At 29.9% G+C, this 18,126-nt stretch carries 31 protein-coding genes; 8 read left to right on the top strand and 23 right to left on the bottom strand.

What is annotated here, in order from left to right; translation table 11 throughout:
* Positions 1-230, bottom strand: a 230-nt coding sequence (locus tag Q0617_RS07870) for a hypothetical protein (protein WP_298752200.1), incomplete at its 3' end; no start/stop codon positions are given.
* A 71-nt stretch (positions 231-301) separates the two neighbouring features.
* Complete coding sequence (locus Q0617_RS07865) at positions 302-544, bottom strand: hypothetical protein (RefSeq protein ID WP_298752198.1); 243 nt, start codon at positions 542-544, stop codon at positions 302-304.
* A 126-nt stretch (positions 545-670) separates the two neighbouring features.
* On the opposite strand from Q0617_RS07865, the gene Q0617_RS07860 reads away from it, so the two are divergent.
* Positions 671-2,578 (top strand): phage tail sheath C-terminal domain-containing protein, encoded by a 1,908-nt coding sequence (locus Q0617_RS07860; protein WP_298752196.1) that lies wholly within the window; start codon positions 671-673, stop codon positions 2,576-2,578.
* A 119-nt stretch (positions 2,579-2,697) separates the two neighbouring features.
* Positions 2,698-4,509 (top strand): hypothetical protein, encoded by a 1,812-nt coding sequence (locus tag Q0617_RS07855; protein WP_298752194.1) that lies wholly within the window; start codon positions 2,698-2,700, stop codon positions 4,507-4,509.
* On the opposite strand, the gene Q0617_RS07850 is transcribed toward Q0617_RS07855, so the two are convergent.
* The 4 genes from Q0617_RS07850 to Q0617_RS07835 are packed head-to-tail and all read right to left on the bottom strand — an operon-like array spanning position 4,498 to position 5,565.
* Entirely contained in the window at positions 4,498-4,785 is a 288-nt protein-coding gene (locus tag Q0617_RS07850; RefSeq protein WP_298752192.1) for a hypothetical protein, read from the bottom strand. The two genes, Q0617_RS07855 and Q0617_RS07850, sit on opposite strands and share 12 nt — an antisense overlap.
* Before the next feature lie 8 nt (positions 4,786-4,793).
* Entirely contained in the window at positions 4,794-4,928 is a 135-nt protein-coding gene (locus tag Q0617_RS07845; protein ID WP_298752190.1) for a hypothetical protein, read from the bottom strand.
* 38 nt (positions 4,929-4,966) lie between these two features.
* The gene (locus Q0617_RS07840; RefSeq protein WP_298752189.1) at positions 4,967-5,308 is read right to left on the bottom strand and encodes a hypothetical protein; all 342 of its coding nucleotides are present in this window, start codon (positions 5,306-5,308) and stop codon (positions 4,967-4,969) included.
* 2 nt (positions 5,309-5,310) lie between these two features.
* On the bottom strand, positions 5,311-5,565 hold the full coding sequence (locus Q0617_RS07835) for a hypothetical protein (RefSeq protein WP_298752187.1): 255 nt from the start codon (positions 5,563-5,565) through the stop codon (positions 5,311-5,313).
* Positions 5,566-5,710: 145 nt separating this feature from the next.
* Here Q0617_RS07835 and Q0617_RS07830 point away from each other — a divergent pair, with 145 nt between their 5' ends.
* The 6 genes from Q0617_RS07830 to Q0617_RS07805 all read left to right on the top strand — a co-directional run bounded on the left by Q0617_RS07830 (position 5,711) and on the right by Q0617_RS07805 (position 10,814).
* Positions 5,711-6,205, top strand: coding sequence for a hypothetical protein (locus Q0617_RS07830; RefSeq protein ID WP_298752185.1), 495 nt, complete (start codon positions 5,711-5,713; stop codon positions 6,203-6,205).
* 3 nt (positions 6,206-6,208) lie between these two features.
* Positions 6,209-6,715: a hypothetical protein gene (locus Q0617_RS07825; RefSeq protein WP_298752183.1), complete on the top strand. Its 507-nt coding sequence runs from the start codon at positions 6,209-6,211 to the stop codon at positions 6,713-6,715.
* A 14-nt stretch (positions 6,716-6,729) separates the two neighbouring features.
* Positions 6,730-7,446, top strand: coding sequence for a hypothetical protein (locus Q0617_RS07820; RefSeq protein ID WP_298752182.1), 717 nt, complete (start codon positions 6,730-6,732; stop codon positions 7,444-7,446).
* Between the two features lie 171 nt (positions 7,447-7,617).
* The gene (locus tag Q0617_RS07815) at positions 7,618-9,654 is read left to right on the top strand and encodes a hypothetical protein (RefSeq protein WP_298752180.1); all 2,037 of its coding nucleotides are present in this window, start codon (positions 7,618-7,620) and stop codon (positions 9,652-9,654) included.
* Positions 9,655-9,657: 3 nt separating this feature from the next.
* Positions 9,658-10,386, top strand: a complete 729-nt coding sequence (locus Q0617_RS07810) for a tail sheath stabilizer and completion protein (protein WP_298752178.1) — start codon at positions 9,658-9,660, stop codon at positions 10,384-10,386.
* Complete coding sequence (locus Q0617_RS07805) at positions 10,386-10,814, top strand: hypothetical protein (protein ID WP_298752175.1); 429 nt, start codon at positions 10,386-10,388, stop codon at positions 10,812-10,814. Before Q0617_RS07810 ends, Q0617_RS07805 begins: the two co-directional genes overlap by 1 nt.
* A gap of 18 nt (positions 10,815-10,832) precedes the next feature.
* Here the strand turns inward: Q0617_RS07805 and Q0617_RS07800 are convergent, their stop codons facing one another.
* The 17 genes from Q0617_RS07800 to Q0617_RS07720 form a co-directional block, all read right to left on the bottom strand.
* Positions 10,833-11,798: a hypothetical protein gene (locus Q0617_RS07800; protein WP_298752173.1), complete on the bottom strand. Its 966-nt coding sequence runs from the start codon at positions 11,796-11,798 to the stop codon at positions 10,833-10,835.
* Between the two features lie 3 nt (positions 11,799-11,801).
* Entirely contained in the window at positions 11,802-12,491 is a 690-nt protein-coding gene (locus Q0617_RS07795) for a hypothetical protein (RefSeq protein ID WP_298752170.1), read from the bottom strand.
* 6 nt (positions 12,492-12,497) lie between these two features.
* Complete coding sequence (locus tag Q0617_RS07790) at positions 12,498-12,716, bottom strand: hypothetical protein (protein WP_298752168.1); 219 nt, start codon at positions 12,714-12,716, stop codon at positions 12,498-12,500.
* 3 nt (positions 12,717-12,719) lie between these two features.
* A complete protein-coding gene (locus Q0617_RS07785; protein WP_298752202.1) occupies positions 12,720-13,181 on the bottom strand; it encodes a hypothetical protein in 462 nt (153 codons plus the stop codon).
* 129 nt (positions 13,182-13,310) lie between these two features.
* Entirely contained in the window at positions 13,311-13,526 is a 216-nt protein-coding gene (locus Q0617_RS07780; RefSeq protein ID WP_298752166.1) for a hypothetical protein, read from the bottom strand.
* A 42-nt stretch (positions 13,527-13,568) separates the two neighbouring features.
* Positions 13,569-13,826, bottom strand: coding sequence for a hypothetical protein (locus Q0617_RS07775; protein ID WP_298752164.1), 258 nt, complete (start codon positions 13,824-13,826; stop codon positions 13,569-13,571).
* Between the two features lies 1 nt (position 13,827).
* Positions 13,828-14,133 carry a hypothetical protein gene (locus Q0617_RS07770; protein WP_298752161.1) on the bottom strand — a complete coding sequence of 102 codons (306 nt, stop codon included), beginning with the start codon at positions 14,131-14,133 and terminating at the stop codon, positions 13,828-13,830.
* Positions 14,133-14,426 (bottom strand): hypothetical protein, encoded by a 294-nt coding sequence (locus tag Q0617_RS07765; protein WP_298752159.1) that lies wholly within the window; start codon positions 14,424-14,426, stop codon positions 14,133-14,135. The genes Q0617_RS07770 and Q0617_RS07765 overlap by 1 nt, the downstream gene beginning before the upstream one ends.
* A complete protein-coding gene (locus Q0617_RS07760; RefSeq protein ID WP_298752157.1) occupies positions 14,413-15,117 on the bottom strand; it encodes an HAD domain-containing protein in 705 nt (234 codons plus the stop codon). The genes Q0617_RS07765 and Q0617_RS07760 overlap by 14 nt, the downstream gene beginning before the upstream one ends.
* A complete protein-coding gene (locus tag Q0617_RS07755; RefSeq protein WP_298752155.1) occupies positions 15,117-15,482 on the bottom strand; it encodes a hypothetical protein in 366 nt (121 codons plus the stop codon). The genes Q0617_RS07760 and Q0617_RS07755 overlap by 1 nt, the downstream gene beginning before the upstream one ends.
* A gap of 54 nt (positions 15,483-15,536) precedes the next feature.
* Positions 15,537-15,782, bottom strand: a complete 246-nt coding sequence (locus Q0617_RS07750; protein ID WP_298752153.1) for a hypothetical protein — start codon at positions 15,780-15,782, stop codon at positions 15,537-15,539.
* A 2-nt stretch (positions 15,783-15,784) separates the two neighbouring features.
* On the bottom strand, positions 15,785-16,309 hold the full coding sequence (locus Q0617_RS07745) for a hypothetical protein (RefSeq protein ID WP_298752151.1): 525 nt from the start codon (positions 16,307-16,309) through the stop codon (positions 15,785-15,787).
* 22 nt (positions 16,310-16,331) lie between these two features.
* The gene (locus Q0617_RS07740) at positions 16,332-16,583 is read right to left on the bottom strand and encodes a hypothetical protein (RefSeq protein WP_298752150.1); all 252 of its coding nucleotides are present in this window, start codon (positions 16,581-16,583) and stop codon (positions 16,332-16,334) included.
* A gap of 82 nt (positions 16,584-16,665) precedes the next feature.
* On the bottom strand, positions 16,666-17,052 hold the full coding sequence (locus tag Q0617_RS07735; protein WP_298752147.1) for a hypothetical protein: 387 nt from the start codon (positions 17,050-17,052) through the stop codon (positions 16,666-16,668).
* Entirely contained in the window at positions 17,049-17,675 is a 627-nt protein-coding gene (locus Q0617_RS07730) for a nucleotidyltransferase domain-containing protein (protein WP_298752145.1), read from the bottom strand. The genes Q0617_RS07735 and Q0617_RS07730 overlap by 4 nt, the downstream gene beginning before the upstream one ends.
* On the bottom strand, positions 17,650-17,928 hold the full coding sequence (locus Q0617_RS07725) for a hypothetical protein (protein ID WP_298752143.1): 279 nt from the start codon (positions 17,926-17,928) through the stop codon (positions 17,650-17,652). Before Q0617_RS07725 ends, Q0617_RS07730 begins: the two co-directional genes overlap by 26 nt.
* Positions 17,925-18,125, bottom strand: a complete 201-nt coding sequence (locus tag Q0617_RS07720) for a hypothetical protein (RefSeq protein WP_298752140.1) — start codon at positions 18,123-18,125, stop codon at positions 17,925-17,927. Before Q0617_RS07720 ends, Q0617_RS07725 begins: the two co-directional genes overlap by 4 nt.
* Between the last annotated feature and the right edge of the window lies 1 nt (position 18,126).

The following is an 18,126-nucleotide window of genomic DNA, read 5'->3' as shown; positions in this document are numbered from 1 at the left end:
GAGTTGTCTACACGTGAGTTGTTGACCACACTTGAGTTGTCTACACGTGAGTTGTTGACCACACTTGAGTTGTCTACCCATGACCCATCTTGCGCAAGATTATCTTCGGAGTCTATAAACCCCCCAAGCTGACCTTTTTTAATACCATTAAAGTCTATAACTGCTTCAATCTGATACAATGTTTTTCCAAACATTTTTTTAGTGTTTGATGTTAATTTAAAATATTTCATAATATTACCTCTCTTGTTTAGTTTATGTTTATTTATATTATATCACACTGATTTACATTTGCCAACAATTTTTAATCAATAACTGGAACATTGAGACATGTTGTAAGATAAGCTTTAACTTTATCCATTGCAATACCTTTTTGAGATTCTTTTCCACGATATTGAGCAGAACAACCAGCCATATATTCATTGTTAAAAATAGACCAGAAATAAACATTACATGATTTAACTATTTTGATTTCAATGTTATCAAATCCTTTGACTTGATATTTCCAATTTCCTGTTAATCCAGTTGGTATTGATTTAATTTTCATAATATTACCTCTCATGTTTAATTTAACCTTATATAGACACATTATTATAAATAATATTATGTGTCAACCCATAAATGTAAAAAAAGATAAATAATAAAAAGATTATAAATTAAAGGAGAAATATAAATGGCACAATTTTTATCCCCTAATTATTTTTTTAGGGAAAAAGACCTTTCAGGTAGAGTCCCAGCTGTATCGACTTCCATAACTGGTGTTGTTGGTAAGTATGATTGGGGTGCTTGCTATGAAAGAATAATTTTAACACAGCCTACTGATGTTGTTGGTAAAATTGGTTATCCTACTGATGACAATTATAACCACTGGTATCAAGTTAGAAATAACCTTGATTATAACAACATGCTTTATGCTGTGAGAGTTGTTGACACTGGTACAGCTGTCAATGGTGGTTTTAAAGTATTTGAAGATGGTGATTATGTTACTATAACTTATGCAAGTCTTACAGGAACATTTGCTGATGATGAATCACTCACATTTTCAGGTGGTGCTACTGGTATAATAGTACAAGATAATGGTACTGATATTATGACTATTCAAGTCACATCTGGAACTGTTGTTGTTGCTGATGGTATTACAGGTGATACATCTGGTGCTACTGCTACAGTAAGTGTTGTTGGTGATGTATATGTTAACCATAATGTAACAGAATACATTCCTAATGCTGATGCAATTGATGATGTGACACTTTCATTTGACCCAAAGGAAAGACTTTCAATATTTGCTAAATATCCATCAGATACTTATGGTAATGCAATCAAAGTTGCAATAGCTAATTCAACTGATTTTAGTACAGCAAATATTATGACTGAGGATGACGGTTCTGAGATTAAATTCTCTTCATACTTTGATAGAGAACCAGAATCAACAGAATTTGCAGTTGCGGTACTTTTCCCAGCTGACATTAATGATTCATCTAACACAGAATATGAAATAGTTGAAACTTTTATAGTGTCTACTGTTTCAGGCACAAAAAATTTTGAAGGTAATGTAGTATATTTTGAAGATTATATTAATACTTCTTCACAGTATATCCTTATGTTCGATAACACAGGCAATACAAATGATGTAAAATCTTTTGAAGCTGAACAATTTGTTAATGGTGTTGCTGGTGATATCACTGATGCTGAAGTTATCAATGGTTATGACCTTTTTGCAAATCCAGAAGATGTGGAAGTTGACCTTCTTATTGACGGTGTGAACAATAGTGTAACAGTTCAACAATACCTTATTGATTCTATTGCAGAAGTTAGAAAGGATTGTTTTGTAATTCTTACACCTGAGAAAACTGATGTTGTTAATCAGATTGATGCTAGTACAGCTGTTTCAAATATGATAACATATAGAAAAGATACTCTCAGTAGGTCTTCAAGTTATGCTGGTTTCTATGGAAACTATAAGTATCAATTTGATAGATATTCAGGTAAATATAAGTGGGTGTCACTTGCTGGTGATATTGCTGGTGTGTTTGCTGTTACTGATACTACAAATGATAGCTGGTTTGCTCCTGCTGGTGATGAAACTGGTAGAATTAAAAATGCAAAAAAACTTGCTTTTAAATCATCTCTTGGACTTAGAAACCTTATGTATGTTGCACAAATTAACCCTGTTGTACAATTTCCATCCGAAACACCTATGGTATACGGTCAGAAAACGCTTCAGGTTAAACCAAGTGCTTTTGATAGAGTGGAAGTGAGAAGACTGTTTATCTATATTGAGAAATCAATTGGTAAAGTTATGAAATATTTTGTCTTTAAAAAGAACACAGATTTCACAAGAAACCAAATTGTTGGAATTATTGAACCAGCACTTAGAGATATTCAAGGTAGGGAAGGTCTTTATGACTTTGCTGTTGAATGTTCAGCTAATAATAACACTGGTGAAGTGATTGACAGAAATGAGCTTGTATGTGACGTATATCTTCAGCCTACAAAGTCGGCAGAATTTTTGAACTTTACATACATAGCAACCAAAACTGGTGCTGATTTTAACGAGCTTAGAAAGCTTATAAACGGTTAAAAGTTGACAATATAAATTTATTATGATATTATAGTTTTTATGTGGGAAAAGAGTTAGCTACTCCTGTTATGAACTCCCTTCATAACTACCACATAAAAAACTTTTAAAGGGAGAATTTAATGGCTGTAAAAACACATCCTAATATAATTATTAAAAATAAAATAAACAAAATATTATATGATAAAACTATAGAACATATAGATGTTGAATTGTTGAAAGCTTTTATTAGAAATAATTTAGATATATCTAAGATAGCCAATTTCAATCTAGTATTATATAAATATGAAAATCCATCATATATAAAGACGTTTGAATATTTATATAGAAAATATAGTTATAAAAATTATTCAGAATTGATTTATATACTCTATAATGATATAGAACCCCCCAAATGTTCAGTTTGTGGAATTCATAATCAGAATTTTATATCTTTTAAACGGGGGTATTCTGGATTCTGTTCAAAATCTTGCGCATCAAAAAAGGCTAATCAGATAAGAGCATATTCTGATTTAATTAAAGAAGAATTGACAGAATATGAAATTAGGAAATTAGTTATCTTGTTAATGAAAAGTGATAAATATTCTTTATATTCACCTTCTCAATCTTTTAAAACGCATGATATAAATCTATACAATAATATAATAAATAGAACCAATTACTTACAAGAAAACTGTAAATTTACCGAAAGATTATATCATATTGTTAATGGTTTATATAAAAATCCTACATGTGTTAAATGTGGTAATACTATTGATGTGAAATTTAAAACTTTTAACAATGGGTATGGTAGTTATTGTAAAACATGTATTAACAAAAAAACTGGTATGAAAATTGGCAATTCTACATCTAAAACTAAAAGAGAACAAAACTTTCAACAAATTATAAATAAATTTTCTGATGATTATATATGTTTAACAAAAAAGAATGAATTTGTTGAAACTGGAATTATGTCAGTCTATCATCATACATGTGGTAAAACTATAAAGCGTGAGCAAGGATATTATAATTATGGATGTCCATATTGTAAAAAATCAGGACGGTCTAACATAGAAAAGGAAATTAGAGATTTCTTGACTCTTTTTATTAAGGGTGATATTTTATTAAATACTAAACCATTGAAAGACGATTCTAAAATTGGTAACGCTGGTAACAGAGAAATAGATATATACATCCCTGATAAAAAGATTGGTATCGAATATCATGGTTTATATTGGCACACAGAATCTAATGGTAAGAATAATAAATATCATTTAGATAAGTATAATATGGCAAATGAAAACGATATACAATTATTACAAATATTTTCTAATGAATGGATATATAAAAATGATATAGTCAAATCAATTATTAAATCTAAATTGGGTGTGTATGATAATCGTTTATATGCCAGAAAATGTGAAGTTAGAGAGATTGACAATCAAACAAAGGATAAATTTCTTGATGAAAACCATTTACAAGGTAAAGATATATCTAAACATAGGTTTGGTTTATATTATAACGATGAGCTTATTTCAGTTATGACCTTTGGTAAAAGAAATATATCAGGGCAATCAACTTTTGAATTAATTAGATATGCTTGTAAACTTAATACACAAATTATAGGTGGTGCAAGTAAGCTGTTTAAATACTTTATAAATAACTATTGGAATGGTGAAGCTATTAAAACCTATGCCGATAAAAGATATAGTAATGGTTCTCTGTATCATCAGCTAGGGTTTAAATATACTCACGATTCAAAACCTAACTATTGGTATACAAAGGATTATAAAACTGTTGAACATAGAGCAAACTATATGAAACATAAACTTAAAGACAAACTATCAAATTATGATGAAAATTTAACTGAATGGGAAAATATGAAATTAAATGGATATGACCGTATATGGGATTGTGGTAATATGGTATTTGAATATAACAATTTAAACAATTAAAACCCTCTTTTTAGAGGGCTTTCTTTTTTCAAACATATCTATAGCGGTATCACATATAGTCTCATATTTCCAATATATTTCATCCATAAAATATTTAAATTTTTTAAATGTTTCATCACTCATAGATTCAAGAAGTTCATTTGTAATAGTATCAATATTTGTATATTCATCACTACTACCATAACATTCTGACGAACAATATCCTTTGTCCATATGGTCTATTGAATCACATGATGAACAATAATGAAACTTTTTACCACATTTTTTACAGTTCATAACACCCCCTAATCAAACACAACTTTTTCATATGCTTTATCGGTCAAATATTTTAAAGCTTTTTCTGGTTCTACAAACTCTTTAACCATTTTCACTTCGTCATAATATACAACCTTCCCTTCATGCATAAGCGTATACTGCATATAATTCCCTTTTGTAATACCAAAAAATGATTGCCACATTATATTATACCTCTTTTCCACATTTTAAGGTTTCCATTAATTACTTCATTCTGAAGAACCTTTTCAAGTTTTTCGGTTGCTGTGTGTGAAACGATTTTGCCATATGTTTTTCCATCCATATCAACAAATGTGTAACATACTTTATTCTTATAGTATGATGGTTCACGATTAAGATTGAACCATCTTTTAAGGTCTTTGTTATATCTTTCTTTACGATATGATATTTTGTTGAATTTGTAACGATACATATAACCATCTTTTTCTTTTTTGAAATTACCGAAACGGTCTTCAGTCCAGTTACAAATTTTAAGGACTTCTTTGATTTGTTCTTTTATATTCATAATTACATCCATTCTTCTTTTGGAATACCAGCACTTTCAAGAAGTTCTATATTCACATAATAGTTCCAGATACCTTTATCAACATACCAAGCGGTTTGAATTATTCCATTTTTAGAACTTCTTCCATTAGTATGAGTGGATTCTCTCATATCTGGACTATGTTTCCATTTACCTTCTGTTCTGACAAAAAGACCAACCATTGTCATGGTGTTAGCGTTAACTTTAATAATATTATCATCATTTTCCAGTCTTTTCATATAAGATTCTTTAAATTTCATAATATAACCTCTTTTGTTTAATTGACCTTACATGGATACAATATATAACATTCAATCTATTGTCAACCCATAAATGTAAAAAAAGATAAATAATAAAAAGAATATTATTAAAGGAGAAATATAAATGGACGTTGGACAATTTTCAGCTAACTTTGCTCACGGTGCTAGGGCTAACTTATATAGTGTGTATATTGATGATATGCCTGAAAAGATTAAATTTCTTGTAAAGGCTACTTCTATCCCTTCAGTTGATGTTGGTGTTATAGAAGTTCCATTCATGGACAAAACTATTAAGATTGCTGGTGATTTAACATTTGCAGAGTGGAACACAACTCTCATGCTTGATGAAGATTATGCGGGTAGAATTCAACTTGAAGAATGGGCGCAAAAAATCAAGAACTTTAATGAAGTTGGTGGTTCAAATAATGTTGCAGACTATTTTAGAACAGCAACAGTCACACAACTTTCAGGTGATGGTGTAACTGAACTCAGGAAATATAAGATTTATAATCTTTTCCCACAAACAGTTCCTACAATTGACCTGTCATGGGAATCAAAAGATACTATATCTGAATATGAAGTTACATGGGCTTACACATACTGGACACCTGTTAGCTAATAAATGAATAGTATTGATGAGATGGTATCCAATATCACAGGATACCTTAGACCAAATTTATTTACGATTGACATTGTACCCCCTACAGCAATTAGTGGACTGTACAATAGAAAAATATCATTGAATGGGAATGCAACAACATTCCCATTCGCCACTTTCTCAGAAGGTAAATTTTACTATAATAACTTAGACCACAAATTTGCTACTGAGAAAGATTATGACCCTGTTTCTATGACTTTTTATGTTGATAATGATAGTGATGTTTTAGATTTCTTCATTGCATGGCAATCATTGATTATAGGAAACCACCATCTTGTCAGTTATAAAAGAAATTACGTTGGAACAGGTATAATAACACTTGTTGATGAGTCAAAGCGTTTTAAAAAGAGTGCTAAACTTATAAACATGTACCCAACAAATATTAATGGATTGGATTTGGCATATTCAAGTAACAATTCAATATTAGAATTAAGCATGAGTATGAATTTTGATGATGTAGAATACGTTTAAAAGGAGAGGATAAAATGAGTTTACCAGTTTTTAATTCAACAAATTATACAGTTGAATTACCTATTTCAAAGAAAAAGATTATATATAGACCTTACAATATAGAAGAAGAGAAAGCATTACTGCTTGCTAAAGAATCTGAGAATGTTTTGGATTTGCTTGAATGTATGTTTAATATCACTGATAAGTGTGTTATTGACCCTAGTTCATTTGATTCAAAAACACTAAATTGGATAGATTTTACTAAGCTTATAATGTTGATTAGAAGTAAATCAATATCTGAAAAGATTAGTCTTTCTTTTCCATGCCCTCATTGTGAAACATCTATTAGTTATGAAAATAAACTCGACAACCTATTCATCATTGAAAATATTGGTATATCCAAGAAAGATGTTGAAATGGGTAATGGGTTTTCATTCTCAATAGTAGTACCAAATATTCAATATATTACATCAATTGAGAAATCTGATAATAACATTGATAAGATGAAAGATACTCTCATGTACAGTATTGATAAAATCTGGCATGATGGAAAGATGTATCCTGTTGAAGATATAGAAGAGCTTAGAACAAAGATTATAAACAATCTTTCTTATAGTGATATAGTAAAGATTTTTGCTAATATTAAAGATATGGCAACAGCTTCATTTGTTATCAATACAAAGTGTACTAATGAAGATTGTGGAAAAGATATTAATATAGAACAGGAGAATGTTCTAAATTTTTTCGCTTAACGTATGCGTACAGAGATTTAAAGAGCTTATACGAAACTATCTCTAACATGCATAGGATAGGTAAATATAGCATGTTAGATGTATACATGATGTACCCATACGAATTATTAATATATAGAAATATATTAGAAGCTCAATTGATAGAAGAAGAAAACGAAAGGAAACGTAAAAATGGCAGAAAATAAAGGTGTTAGAAATACAAAGAACAACACGGGTGTTTCTAAAAGCGATTTAGATTTTTTGGCTGAAAATTTGATTGAACTGAATGATAGTCAAACTGAAACGACTAAAACAGTTCAGGAAACAAATGAGTATGTCAATCTTCTTATAGACGAAATGAAACTGCTTAAAACATTTTCTAAAGATTCTAAAAATATGGAATCATCTCTTATGTCAACTATGATGGGTATTGCTGATAATATTGAATCGCAAGTATCAGCTGATGAAGAAGATAGAGTGAAAGCAAAGATTTCCAATAATATAAGCTTGGAAAATGTTCAATATGTTAAGAAGACTGCTTCAGCAATGGATTTTCTTAAAGGAAAAATATTATCACCTGAAACAGTTTTATCACCTAAATCAATTATTGGTATAGGTGGACTTTTAGCGGATGCGCCTATATTTCTTTTAATAGGTGATGCTGTTGACGGTCTGTTAAAAGATTTCAAAAAGTTTAAAGAAGAAAATAAATCGGCTGACGATAAAAATTTAGCAATGTTAAAAGGTCTTAAAGGTAAGGATTCTTTATCAAAAGACCAAATGAAAACTATCATGGAACAAACTGCTAAACTTTCATCAACTGATTCTGATGAAATAAGAAAAGTTCTTATTCAAAATGGTGTGAATTCAGAGGACATTATATCTGATTTTATGTCAACTATTCAAACAGCGGAAGATACTGCAATATCCCAGAATGCTGGTATGGTAGATTTACTTAAGAGTATGGATAAGTCAGATGAAGAGATTAGAAGTATTTTTAGAAATATTGAATCTGGTGAAATGTTAGATGATTTGAAAAAAGATTTAATCGAATCACAGAATACAATTTCACAAGAACTTAAGATGATTAGAGATGATAATAATGCTACAGCATTTTGGGATGAGGACAATAAAGAAAAAGAAATTAGAGACAGAGAAGAGCAATTAGACCTACTTAGAGCAAATGTTGAATCTATTGGTAAACTTACTGATAGTGTTACCAAAGAAAATGATAGTATATTTAATCACTTATTCACACTTGCTGGTGTGTTAGGGCTTGGGTTTGGTGCTGTAGTTGGTAAAATACTTTTACCTTTCCAAGTGCTTTTTAAAGGTGTTTCAGCAATTATAAAACCTATTGAAATGTTTACAGGACTATCTAAGATGATTCTAAAACCTATTACAATGGTAACAGAAGTATTTTCGACTCTTGCAAATACATCAAGCTCGTTAGGTAAATTTTTGTCTGCTTTTAAATTTGGTTTCAAATTTTTAACAATACCACTTCAGATTATAATGTCTGTTGTAGATTTTGTTAGAGGTTTCATGAATACAGAAGGAACAGTTGTAGATAAGATTAAAGGTGGTTTAACACAAGTTGTAAAAGGTTTTATTGAATTACCGTTAAAACTTATTGGATGGGTTGTTGATTGGTTCTTAGGGTTATTTGGTGTTAACATTGAAGGTGGTGCTGGTAAAGCTATGTTGGATTCAGCTTTAGGTTTATTCACTGGTGCTATAAATACCCTGTTTAATTTGGCTAATATGGTATTTGGACTTATAACAGCACCTTTTAGGTCTGCTATATCTGTTTTCACAAATATTAGAGATTGGTTCAAAGGTGATAAATCGTTTGGTGGTGCTTTAAGTGGTATATGGCAAGATTTAATTAGTATTGCTGATAATATAAAGAATCTAGTTGTACAATGGTTTGGTTCTGCAATCTCTAAAATACCGTTTATAGGCAAAAAGATTGCTGAAAAGATAGGTTATACTGCAATGAGTGATAACATGGATTCTAACGCTATTGTAGACGATGCTACAGCTAATCAAAGATTAACTCAACAAGCGGTTAGAACTGAATTAGCTGGTCAAGAGACTACACAACAAGAGCCAACTCAGAATATAACAAATATAAACAATCAGACTAATAGAATCTCTAACCAAGATATGTCTGTTAGAACTGATGACTATACATTAACACGAATAGGCGTGTTTCAATTTGGGTGATAAATGTTAGGAAGTACATTTTATTTTAATACAAGTAAGAAATACATAGTTGCATTTGCAAATCTTTTTAAAGGTATTCAAGTTCAGAGATTTGATAATGCTGGTAATGTTGTTAAAACTATAGATGTTCCTATATCATATGTTGGAAAGTCTAAACTGTTTTATCAGCTTGGTAGAGATAGTAATAAGGTTTCAACTGTTTTACCACGTATAGGATTTATACTTAGACCAGTATCAAGAGATGTGACAAGACAGATATCAAAATATAATACTATTGATTTAACATCTAGTGTTACAGGTGAAGATATACAGATAACATATAATCCAGTTCCATATAACTTCACTTTTGAAGTTGCTATTCTCGCAAAGAACTATGATGATATGTTACAAATAACAGAGCAAATTTGTCCTTTTTTTACACCTGATTATGGAATATCAGTTAATGAAATTCCTGAATTTGGTATCACAAGAGATTTAAATGTGACTCTTGGTGATATTTCCATAGGTGTTGAAAATGAGTTTGGTCAAGAAGAAGATAGAATAGTTACAACTGATATGACTTTTACAATGAAAGGTTGGTTGTATCACCCTATCAGAGATTCAAAAGTTATTGAAACTATTAACACACATTTGATTAATAAAGAAACACTTACAGAGTATGAAACAATACAAACAGAATATAATGCTATAACTGATAGTATTGATACAACAATTATAGAAGGTGGTGCTTAATGAAAAAACCAAGTATAGGTGATGAACTCAATATTGAACCACCTAAACAAATTGATTTAGATGAAGTAAATGTTGAACATAAATCACAGTCAGAAGATTTTGAAGATGATTATAGATTCATTAGAGAGAAACTACACTTAGCTATTGAAAGGGGTGCTGATGTCCTTGATGAATCTGTTAAGAATGCTAAAATGGATTTACATCCACGTATAGTAGAAGGTGTTGCAACTATTTTGAATCAAATGGTTAATGCAAACTCACAGCTGTTAAATCTCCATGAAAAGATGAATAAGATTCAATCTTTAAAGGATGATAAATCAGATGAAGATGTTGAAACTGTAAAAGAGACATCCAAATCTTTGAGTGATTTGTTACAAGAAATTGAAGATGCAGAGAACGAGCGTTTAGAAAAAGAAAAAGCCCTCTAAAAAGAGGGCTTTAATCGTTTAAAGAGGTACATCATCCTCTTCTTCATCATCGTCATCAAATAGACTATCAAGCTCATCAAGGTCTTCCAGAAGGTCATCATCTTCTGTATTTGGTTCTTCACCAAGAAGTTCTTTTTCAAGCTCTTCTTCAGATTTCTTTGGAGTCGTTTTTTTCTTTTTTGGTTTTGGTTCTTCCTCATCGACATCATCAATGATTTCATCTCTTTCAAGAACATCATTTTTACCAACAAGTTTCTTATAGATTTTATCCACATCTTCAAGTGATGGATATTTACTCTCATCAAGGAACTCATTCAGGTCATACATTTGATTGTGGATAGCTTCACATTCATCATCTGATTCAGCAAGAACATCTTTACCATCAACGATAAGGAATTCTGATTCACTATAGTTTGGTACTAAATCACCTGTTCTATCAGATTTAACTTCAGTAGCATTCCAGTTAAAGTTATATGAACCATCATCATACCAATCAAACACTTCAATTGATTTCTTATCAGAATCATATTTATGTGGATTCATAGCTTTATCAATAGTCTTATAAATACCTTTTTTAAATTTAAAAAGCTTTACCTTGCCATTATTTTCTGGATTTCCTTTATCATCAATAACATAAACGTTTGTAATCCATTCAGCGTTTCTAGTGAATTTTTTGAATGTATCGTTATCATTATCCCATCCATACTTACCAGCTTGACAGAATGAACACCATTCACCATCTTTTACAGTTGTCGGACAATTAGTAAAAACTGTACTACCTTTATATTTTACATAGTGGCTATACTTCATGATAAATGGTTTACCATCTTTACCACCCAGAAGTTTAAATGTAATAGACTTATATTTACCATCTACTTTTACAAGATTGATGAATCTTTCATCCCTTGTTGATTTTGGTTTGTCTGCTTTCTCAACTGTTTCATTAACTTTTTCCATTTTTTTCTTATAATCTTTCCAACTCATAAATTAAATTTCTCCTTTTGTCATAAAATTTTTGTTATTTCTCTGTTTTTCTTTGTTCAATATGTCTTTAAGTTTAAGTTTCCAATCAATACCCCCAATATACCTTTTTAATATCATCCAATACTTTTTAAAGAACACTTTATAATAATCATATTTGCTTTGTTCAATAAAATTTAAAGAATCATAGTTCAACTTGTTAAAAAAGTCAAGACATTGATTCAATAAAATTATACTGTTTTTACTGATAAACTCAGTCCGTCTAATGTGATATAATGTGTCTGGTGAATAGAAATATTTTTTGATAGTAATTTTCTTCTTTTCACAATATTCTAACACTTTATATACATCCGCTTCAAAAACTTTTTCAGCACGTTTAATACATGATACATTATCTTTAAAGGTTTTGTATTTATCCTGTATAATATCTCTGACAAAAAAATCAGGGGTTTGAATCCAGTATGAAGCAAATAAAAGTATCATATTGTTTCTGTTTGTATTATCCATGTTTATTTTCTGAAATATGTGACCGTTTAAATCAATTTCTTCACGATTCCATTTATTAACAAGCCCCCTCCTGTTAGGTAACGTTTTACAACGAGTCACATCAAAATCATTATCAGCAAAATGAACATGTTTCATCGTATGAAAATACTGGTAAGCTTCAAACCCCGATATCAAAATAAACTCTCCCAAATAAACTTAAATCATTTCATTCATATCATACATACTTGTGTCTTGACAATAACCATTTGCAATTAGATGTTCTTTGAATGATTTATCATTTTTGAGAAATGATATAAAATCTTCAAAGTCTTCAAAATCTTCTTGATACTCATTATAAACATCTACCGCTGATGTGACAAGACCATCATTATGTATTTTAGCATATTCAAATATCTTTTGTATATATTTGTTCATATTCTACTCATTTGTAGAACCAAGCATCCCTTCACCTCTTGCTGTTTTTTCACTATAAAGTTCTTCAATTGGAACTTCATTAAATTCGACTTCAGGCACTTCAATAAGCAAACCTTGAATAATCTTTTCACCAGCTTTAATTTCGGTTGGGTATGTGGTTTCATTAATAAGGTTAAGAATTACTTCACCTTGAAATGGTTCATCAATTACACAAGCACCCACTGTAAGACCCTTTTTAACGGCTACACTACCACGATTAAAGAAAACAAGGGCATAACCTTTGGGAACTTGTACTTTGATTCCTAGAGGAATTACAACAGTCTCATTAGGGTTAACTACTATATCTTTGAAATCATTTGGAACATAGAAATCAATCCCCGCATCCTCTTTATGTTTTTTAAATGGTGGTTCAACATCTTTAATTCTGCTGAACCTAAATTCTAATTTCTTTGAACAATTGCACATATTAGACAAACACCTCCTTAGTTTAATTTGTATCCTATATAAAAAGCTATATAACCATAAATAATCATCCCTGAAAACATCATAACAATTCTAAACAGTCTATCATCTTTCATATAAATACCTCTTTTATTAATTAATATCATTGGATTCTATACGATATCCATGACATATCACACACTCTTCATAACCTTTATTGGACTTGATACTTATAGACATATGTTCCCCTGATATACCATGTGTATCAGAACAACTATCCATACCAAAATCTATACACGCATTATATCTATCCAACAACATTTTTAATTCCTTTTTGAAATTATCCATTTTCATGGAACTACTACTCATATAAATACCTCTTTTTGTTAGTATATGGTAATAATATATCATTTAATTGGTTATGTCAAGAGTAAAAACATCACCATTTTCATAAATTTTAATATCTTCATATTTTGATGTAATCTTTCTATATAGTTCAAGTTTACAACATTCTAACACACCTGTAACTTCATTCATAATTCTATAACTAACCCCACCTGATTGTTTGATGTAATCCTGAATCATCATGGTAATAGCATAGTTCAGCTCACCAGCTGTAACAGGTTTAGTTTTAGCTCGTTCTCTATCATCTTGATTTATATATGGCATATCAACCTTCCTTATTAAGAATTTCTACAAGGTTTTCATATGTTAAACAGTCTTTATCACCTTCTTCTCTATATCTGTATAGAAGATTTCTAAGCTCTACCTCAACAGGACAATCAATTAGAACGGATTCAACGTCACTCTCATCAAAGTTGATATCATCTATAACATGTTTACCATCTATATTTGAATGTACTGTCATACTACCTGACATGCCTCTTTCTGGTTCAAGTTCAACATAATCAACTTTTTGATAATCTTTAAAATTTGGATAATCCTTTCTTTTATAATATGATACCTGTACAAACATTATTTCACCTCTTTACTTATTTTTCTATACCATTCCAGTTCTTCTTCAACATCATATAAATGATTAAATATCTTTTCAAAAAATTCAACTGATGTTTGGTCTGTAACATTTTTGAGATGTTTTTCAAACTCTCTCGACCGTTCACATATCCAGCATGTACATTTATGTGTTGGTGTCTCTGGAACATTTATGTAACCCATACCGTTACAAACAGGACAATCGGTATATCCATTTATTTCTGGAATGTGTGTATATCCCCTACCATTACATTTATTACATTCAATCTTTTTCATCAATCCCCCTATCATTAAAATATTTTATTACATCATACATAATTTCAGATGAAAACATTTCTTCACCTGAACAATCATACCAATGTTTATTAAGACCTTCGAAATCTCTATAATAATTTTTATCATCCAATATAACAAATTTATTAACATATTTCTGGTTTTCAGCTAACCAAACTGATATAAGATGTCCTCTTGGTTCTCCTGAAATCTTACGACCTGTTTTGTCAATTACTTCTATATCATATTGGTCAAAAAAGTCTGTAAATGTATTCAAGTTGAATTGATGTCTCCAATTTGAAACTATAACAATTTTTACATTTTCACACTCATGATTGACCAGTTGTAGTCTTAGCATTTTTGCATCATCTATAGTATTGAAATAATCATACTTATCATTAATATCAATATCTGTTATTTCTATATCAGTAAATGTGATAACACCATCAAAATCCAGAAATATAATATTGAATGGTTTTGGTTCTTGGATATGGTCTTTATATTTGTCATAAGCTTCATCAAGTATATAATCTTTTAAAAACGTGCGACATGATTCAACAGCTTCTTCTTGTGAATCGCCTGAACCAACACAGAAACATTTTCCAAGTTCTGTGACATATGCTTCCCATCCACCACCCCAATCATCTTGAAGTTTTGTACTCCTTATAAAGAAATCATCAGCATTTGGTTTCATTATTCCCCCTTTGTATTAATTATTACATATCCAATTACACCAAACGTAAAAAACAAAATGATAAATGCTCCGATAAGAGTACCAACCCCAAACGCATCATCCACCAACCTTTTACTGATTTTATGATTTGGATATTTTTGTTTTATATACTGAACACATTCTTTTTTACTTGCTCTAAAATCACATTCACCTCTGAATGCATAATATATCTTGTCATCTCTTGTGAGTTTTCGGGGTGAACCACTCCCACCAGAATCAGAGGAATTGTTTATACTGTTGAAAAGCATCATACCACTGAATGCTGATGAATTTGCAAATACATTTACTGATATTAAAATTAATATCACAAATATCATAGGTTTCATCTCTCTTCACCTCTAAATATTTTACGAAGTATAAATTTTTCAAGCTTTGTTATACTATATTTCATAATTTGACCTCATTTGTTTTCTACAAAAATTATGTTCATAATATCGTCTTCTTTGGCGAATATTTTTCTTCGCTCCTCTTTTCCAAGCAACATCTATATGCGTTCCAAGTGAATGGCGATTAGCATCGGATGAAAATGTTTTGTCCATATCATACTCAATAGCTTTATTTCCAAAAAATGCTTTATGTCTTTTACTGTATTTTTCTTTAAATCCTCTTTGATAATTTGTTTTCATAATCAATCCCCCTGAAATATATCTTCATTAAATGTAGCCATATATCCTTCATAATAGAATAATCTGTCATAGTAGTTTATTGGTTCATCCAAATACTTTTTATACACTTGCATAAACAGATATGATGGAACGCCCTTAAACTCAATTTTACCATTATCATATTCTTTTACAAAGAATGGTCTATTTTCTACACATTGTAGCGTAAATTTTTCAATTGTAAATGGATATTTACAAAATTTATCTATTTCTATATCATCAAAATTCATACCATCAACATATTCAAAAACAAATTCATCTGGTGGTGATGCTTTTATATCTGTTATATCAAATTTTTCATTGAACAATTCTATATATTCAGATATAACATACTTCTGAATCTTCTGTTGTCTTTTTGGCATGAGGTTTCCAAAGATAACCTGTCTAAGATATTTTGACTTTTTGAAATAGTCATAATCCGTGACTTGACCAATCATATCTTCATATGTATCAGCATTCATAACAAGTTCAGGATGATAACCTTTCATCACATTAAAATTTGCTTTTTTCAGGTCAACTGAAACAAATGTTTTCTATGTTATTCATGTTATAAACATCAGTATTAGGATATAAACGTTTTGTAATATATTCACCAAGTGAATCAGAACCAAGCTGTTTATATGCATCTGATTCAGATATAGTATTGATGATAACATCTTTCACACGATTATATTCTTTGAAAAATGCATCTTCAGAACCTAACTTATTTAAAACTTGTTGTAATAGCAAATATGATTTATTTGTACCATATAAAGAATCGAGCATACTGATATAGTATTCAAAGTATTCTTCTTTTAAAACCTGTATAGGCAAATTATAATCTTTTACAAATCTTTTTCTAATAGCATTACTCATATTCATTGTTTACATACTCCTTATAACATTCATCTAAATCTATTGTTTCATGGTTTTTAATCATCCAACCCTTACTAAAATAATATCTTCCACATTCTCTGACCAGATGGTATGATTTAACCTTTCCAAAGTGGTATAATGAATATATTACACCATGATTAATTTGTCTCAATACAACAACTTTATCACTACTATAGTCATTATCAAAATATTGTGGAAAGTTGTAACTCTCATAAACATATTTAAACTTACCATATTTGATTCTACTTATCAATTCATCCAAATATTCAACAAACAATGCAAATGGGTATGTAAAGAATACTATAACCATGATAATCATTTTGATTATTTTTAAAATTGTTTTTAATATCATACTCATGATTTCACAGCCTTTGGAGCTACTTTTCTAAACTTGCTCATTCTTTTATTTACCTCACTTTTTAGTTCTCGTTCCCAATACTCCCAACCTAAATCCATATCATCAACTCTATAATCAAATAAATCTGTTCTAAATCTATAATTAATAATTTTTCCTTGTGTTGCAATTTGTATACCGAAGTCAATCATTCTGAACACATGCCAAATTGATTTGAATCCAATATAAGTGTCTTCATATGGAATAGTCATTTTCTTTTTAGCCTTAACCCATGAATTAGATATTTCAGCCATAAAAGACTGTCTAAGCTTACTTTTATCTAGTTCAAAGGGGAATGCCTCTTTAAATGTGTTTCGTTCGTCAAACAGTATTTCTAGGGCTTCTACCTCATGGTTATTAATCTTTTCCTGAAACATTTGTTTAGGCATAATTTTAATATCATAATCCAGACAGTGTAGAAATGTGAATTCAAATTCATCTGATACTATAATGAACATATCAACATCAGATTGTGGTAATTCCATATCATATGACCATGAACCATAAATACCATAACCGATTATATCATTTTGGGTAATGTCTAACTGTTCTTCAATTATTTCAAATATTGTTTTCATCATTTCCATCACAACTAACCTTTTTAAGTATTGTATGTGTTTTACATGATTCACATTGTTTATCATTTTTAAAATGTTTCCAACAAGAAAAACACAATTCTTTTAGTTCTTCAATCATTTCAGGTACAAATGAAATAGCAATTGCATCATAAATGTTATCACTCTTAACATTTGCAATATCTATATTATTTGTTACAACATAATGACCGCATTTATCCGAAACCTTAAACCATTTTCCTTCAGTAATAAACATCTCTTTCATTTCCAAACACCCCCAATAATCATTTTTTGTTTATATTGATTGATAGGACATATTCCTTCAGGTTTTGCTTTGCTATACCGTATAATCAATTCACCTCTCACTATACAACCATTATACTTTTGAAATGGTCTATGGTGTAGGCATGTCACACATGTATTTTTGTTTACATCTTTTACATAATCATTTTCATAGAACATA

The organism is uncultured Arcobacter sp. (assembly GCF_937982575.1).
In the GTDB taxonomy this organism is placed as follows: Bacteria; Campylobacterota; Campylobacteria; order Campylobacterales; family Arcobacteraceae; genus Arcobacter.
The sequence above is the reverse complement of the archived record's forward strand: the minus strand, read 5'-3'. Positions and strand labels throughout refer to the sequence as shown.

What these genes read in the sequence shown, in the direction of transcription:
- Q0617_RS07760 (WP_298752157.1), bottom strand. Translation starts at nt 15,117, where the DNA reads ATGAAACCAAATGCTGATGATTTCTTTATAAGGAGTACAAAACTTCAA.
- Q0617_RS07775 (WP_298752164.1), bottom strand. Translation starts at nt 13,826, where the DNA reads ATGCCATATATAAATCAAGATGATAGAGAACGAGCTAAAACTAAACCT.
- Q0617_RS07820 (WP_298752182.1), top strand. Translation starts at nt 6,730, where the DNA reads ATGAGTTTACCAGTTTTTAATTCAACAAATTATACAGTTGAATTACCT.
- Q0617_RS07815 (WP_298752180.1), top strand. Translation starts at nt 7,618, where the DNA reads ATGGCAGAAAATAAAGGTGTTAGAAATACAAAGAACAACACGGGTGTT.
- Q0617_RS07835 (WP_298752187.1), bottom strand. Translation starts at nt 5,565, where the DNA reads ATGAAAAGACTGGAAAATGATGATAATATTATTAAAGTTAACGCTAAC.
- Q0617_RS07750 (WP_298752153.1), bottom strand. Translation starts at nt 15,782, where the DNA reads ATGAAAACAAATTATCAAAGAGGATTTAAAGAAAAATACAGTAAAAGA.
- Q0617_RS07735 (WP_298752147.1), bottom strand. Translation starts at nt 17,052, where the DNA reads ATGAGTATGATATTAAAAACAATTTTAAAAATAATCAAAATGATTATC.
- Q0617_RS07720 (WP_298752140.1), bottom strand. Translation starts at nt 18,125, where the DNA reads ATGTTCTATGAAAATGATTATGTAAAAGATGTAAACAAAAATACATGT.
- Q0617_RS07785 (WP_298752202.1), bottom strand. Translation starts at nt 13,181, where the DNA reads ATGTGCAATTGTTCAAAGAAATTAGAATTTAGGTTCAGCAGAATTAAA.
- Q0617_RS07865 (WP_298752198.1), bottom strand. Translation starts at nt 544, where the DNA reads ATGAAAATTAAATCAATACCAACTGGATTAACAGGAAATTGGAAATAT.
- Q0617_RS07860 (WP_298752196.1), top strand. Translation starts at nt 671, where the DNA reads ATGGCACAATTTTTATCCCCTAATTATTTTTTTAGGGAAAAAGACCTT.
- Q0617_RS07770 (WP_298752161.1), bottom strand. Translation starts at nt 14,133, where the DNA reads ATGTTTGTACAGGTATCATATTATAAAAGAAAGGATTATCCAAATTTT.
- Q0617_RS07845 (WP_298752190.1), bottom strand. Translation starts at nt 4,928, where the DNA reads ATGCAGTATACGCTTATGCATGAAGGGAAGGTTGTATATTATGACGAA.
- Q0617_RS07850 (WP_298752192.1), bottom strand. Translation starts at nt 4,785, where the DNA reads ATGAACTGTAAAAAATGTGGTAAAAAGTTTCATTATTGTTCATCATGT.
- Q0617_RS07830 (WP_298752185.1), top strand. Translation starts at nt 5,711, where the DNA reads ATGGACGTTGGACAATTTTCAGCTAACTTTGCTCACGGTGCTAGGGCT.
- Q0617_RS07840 (WP_298752189.1), bottom strand. Translation starts at nt 5,308, where the DNA reads ATGAATATAAAAGAACAAATCAAAGAAGTCCTTAAAATTTGTAACTGG.
- Q0617_RS07825 (WP_298752183.1), top strand. Translation starts at nt 6,209, where the DNA reads ATGAATAGTATTGATGAGATGGTATCCAATATCACAGGATACCTTAGA.
- Q0617_RS07755 (WP_298752155.1), bottom strand. Translation starts at nt 15,482, where the DNA reads ATGAAACCTATGATATTTGTGATATTAATTTTAATATCAGTAAATGTA.
- Q0617_RS07765 (WP_298752159.1), bottom strand. Translation starts at nt 14,426, where the DNA reads ATGAAAAAGATTGAATGTAATAAATGTAATGGTAGGGGATATACACAC.
- Q0617_RS07740 (WP_298752150.1), bottom strand. Translation starts at nt 16,583, where the DNA reads ATGCTCGATTCTTTATATGGTACAAATAAATCATATTTGCTATTACAA.
- Q0617_RS07790 (WP_298752168.1), bottom strand. Translation starts at nt 12,716, where the DNA reads ATGAACAAATATATACAAAAGATATTTGAATATGCTAAAATACATAAT.
- Q0617_RS07780 (WP_298752166.1), bottom strand. Translation starts at nt 13,526, where the DNA reads ATGAGTAGTAGTTCCATGAAAATGGATAATTTCAAAAAGGAATTAAAA.
- Q0617_RS07730 (WP_298752145.1), bottom strand. Translation starts at nt 17,675, where the DNA reads ATGGAAATGATGAAAACAATATTTGAAATAATTGAAGAACAGTTAGAC.
- Q0617_RS07725 (WP_298752143.1), bottom strand. Translation starts at nt 17,928, where the DNA reads ATGAAAGAGATGTTTATTACTGAAGGAAAATGGTTTAAGGTTTCGGAT.
- Q0617_RS07805 (WP_298752175.1), top strand. Translation starts at nt 10,386, where the DNA reads ATGAAAAAACCAAGTATAGGTGATGAACTCAATATTGAACCACCTAAA.
- Q0617_RS07855 (WP_298752194.1), top strand. Translation starts at nt 2,698, where the DNA reads ATGGCTGTAAAAACACATCCTAATATAATTATTAAAAATAAAATAAAC.
- Q0617_RS07800 (WP_298752173.1), bottom strand. Translation starts at nt 11,798, where the DNA reads ATGAGTTGGAAAGATTATAAGAAAAAAATGGAAAAAGTTAATGAAACA.
- Q0617_RS07810 (WP_298752178.1), top strand. Translation starts at nt 9,658, where the DNA reads ATGTTAGGAAGTACATTTTATTTTAATACAAGTAAGAAATACATAGTT.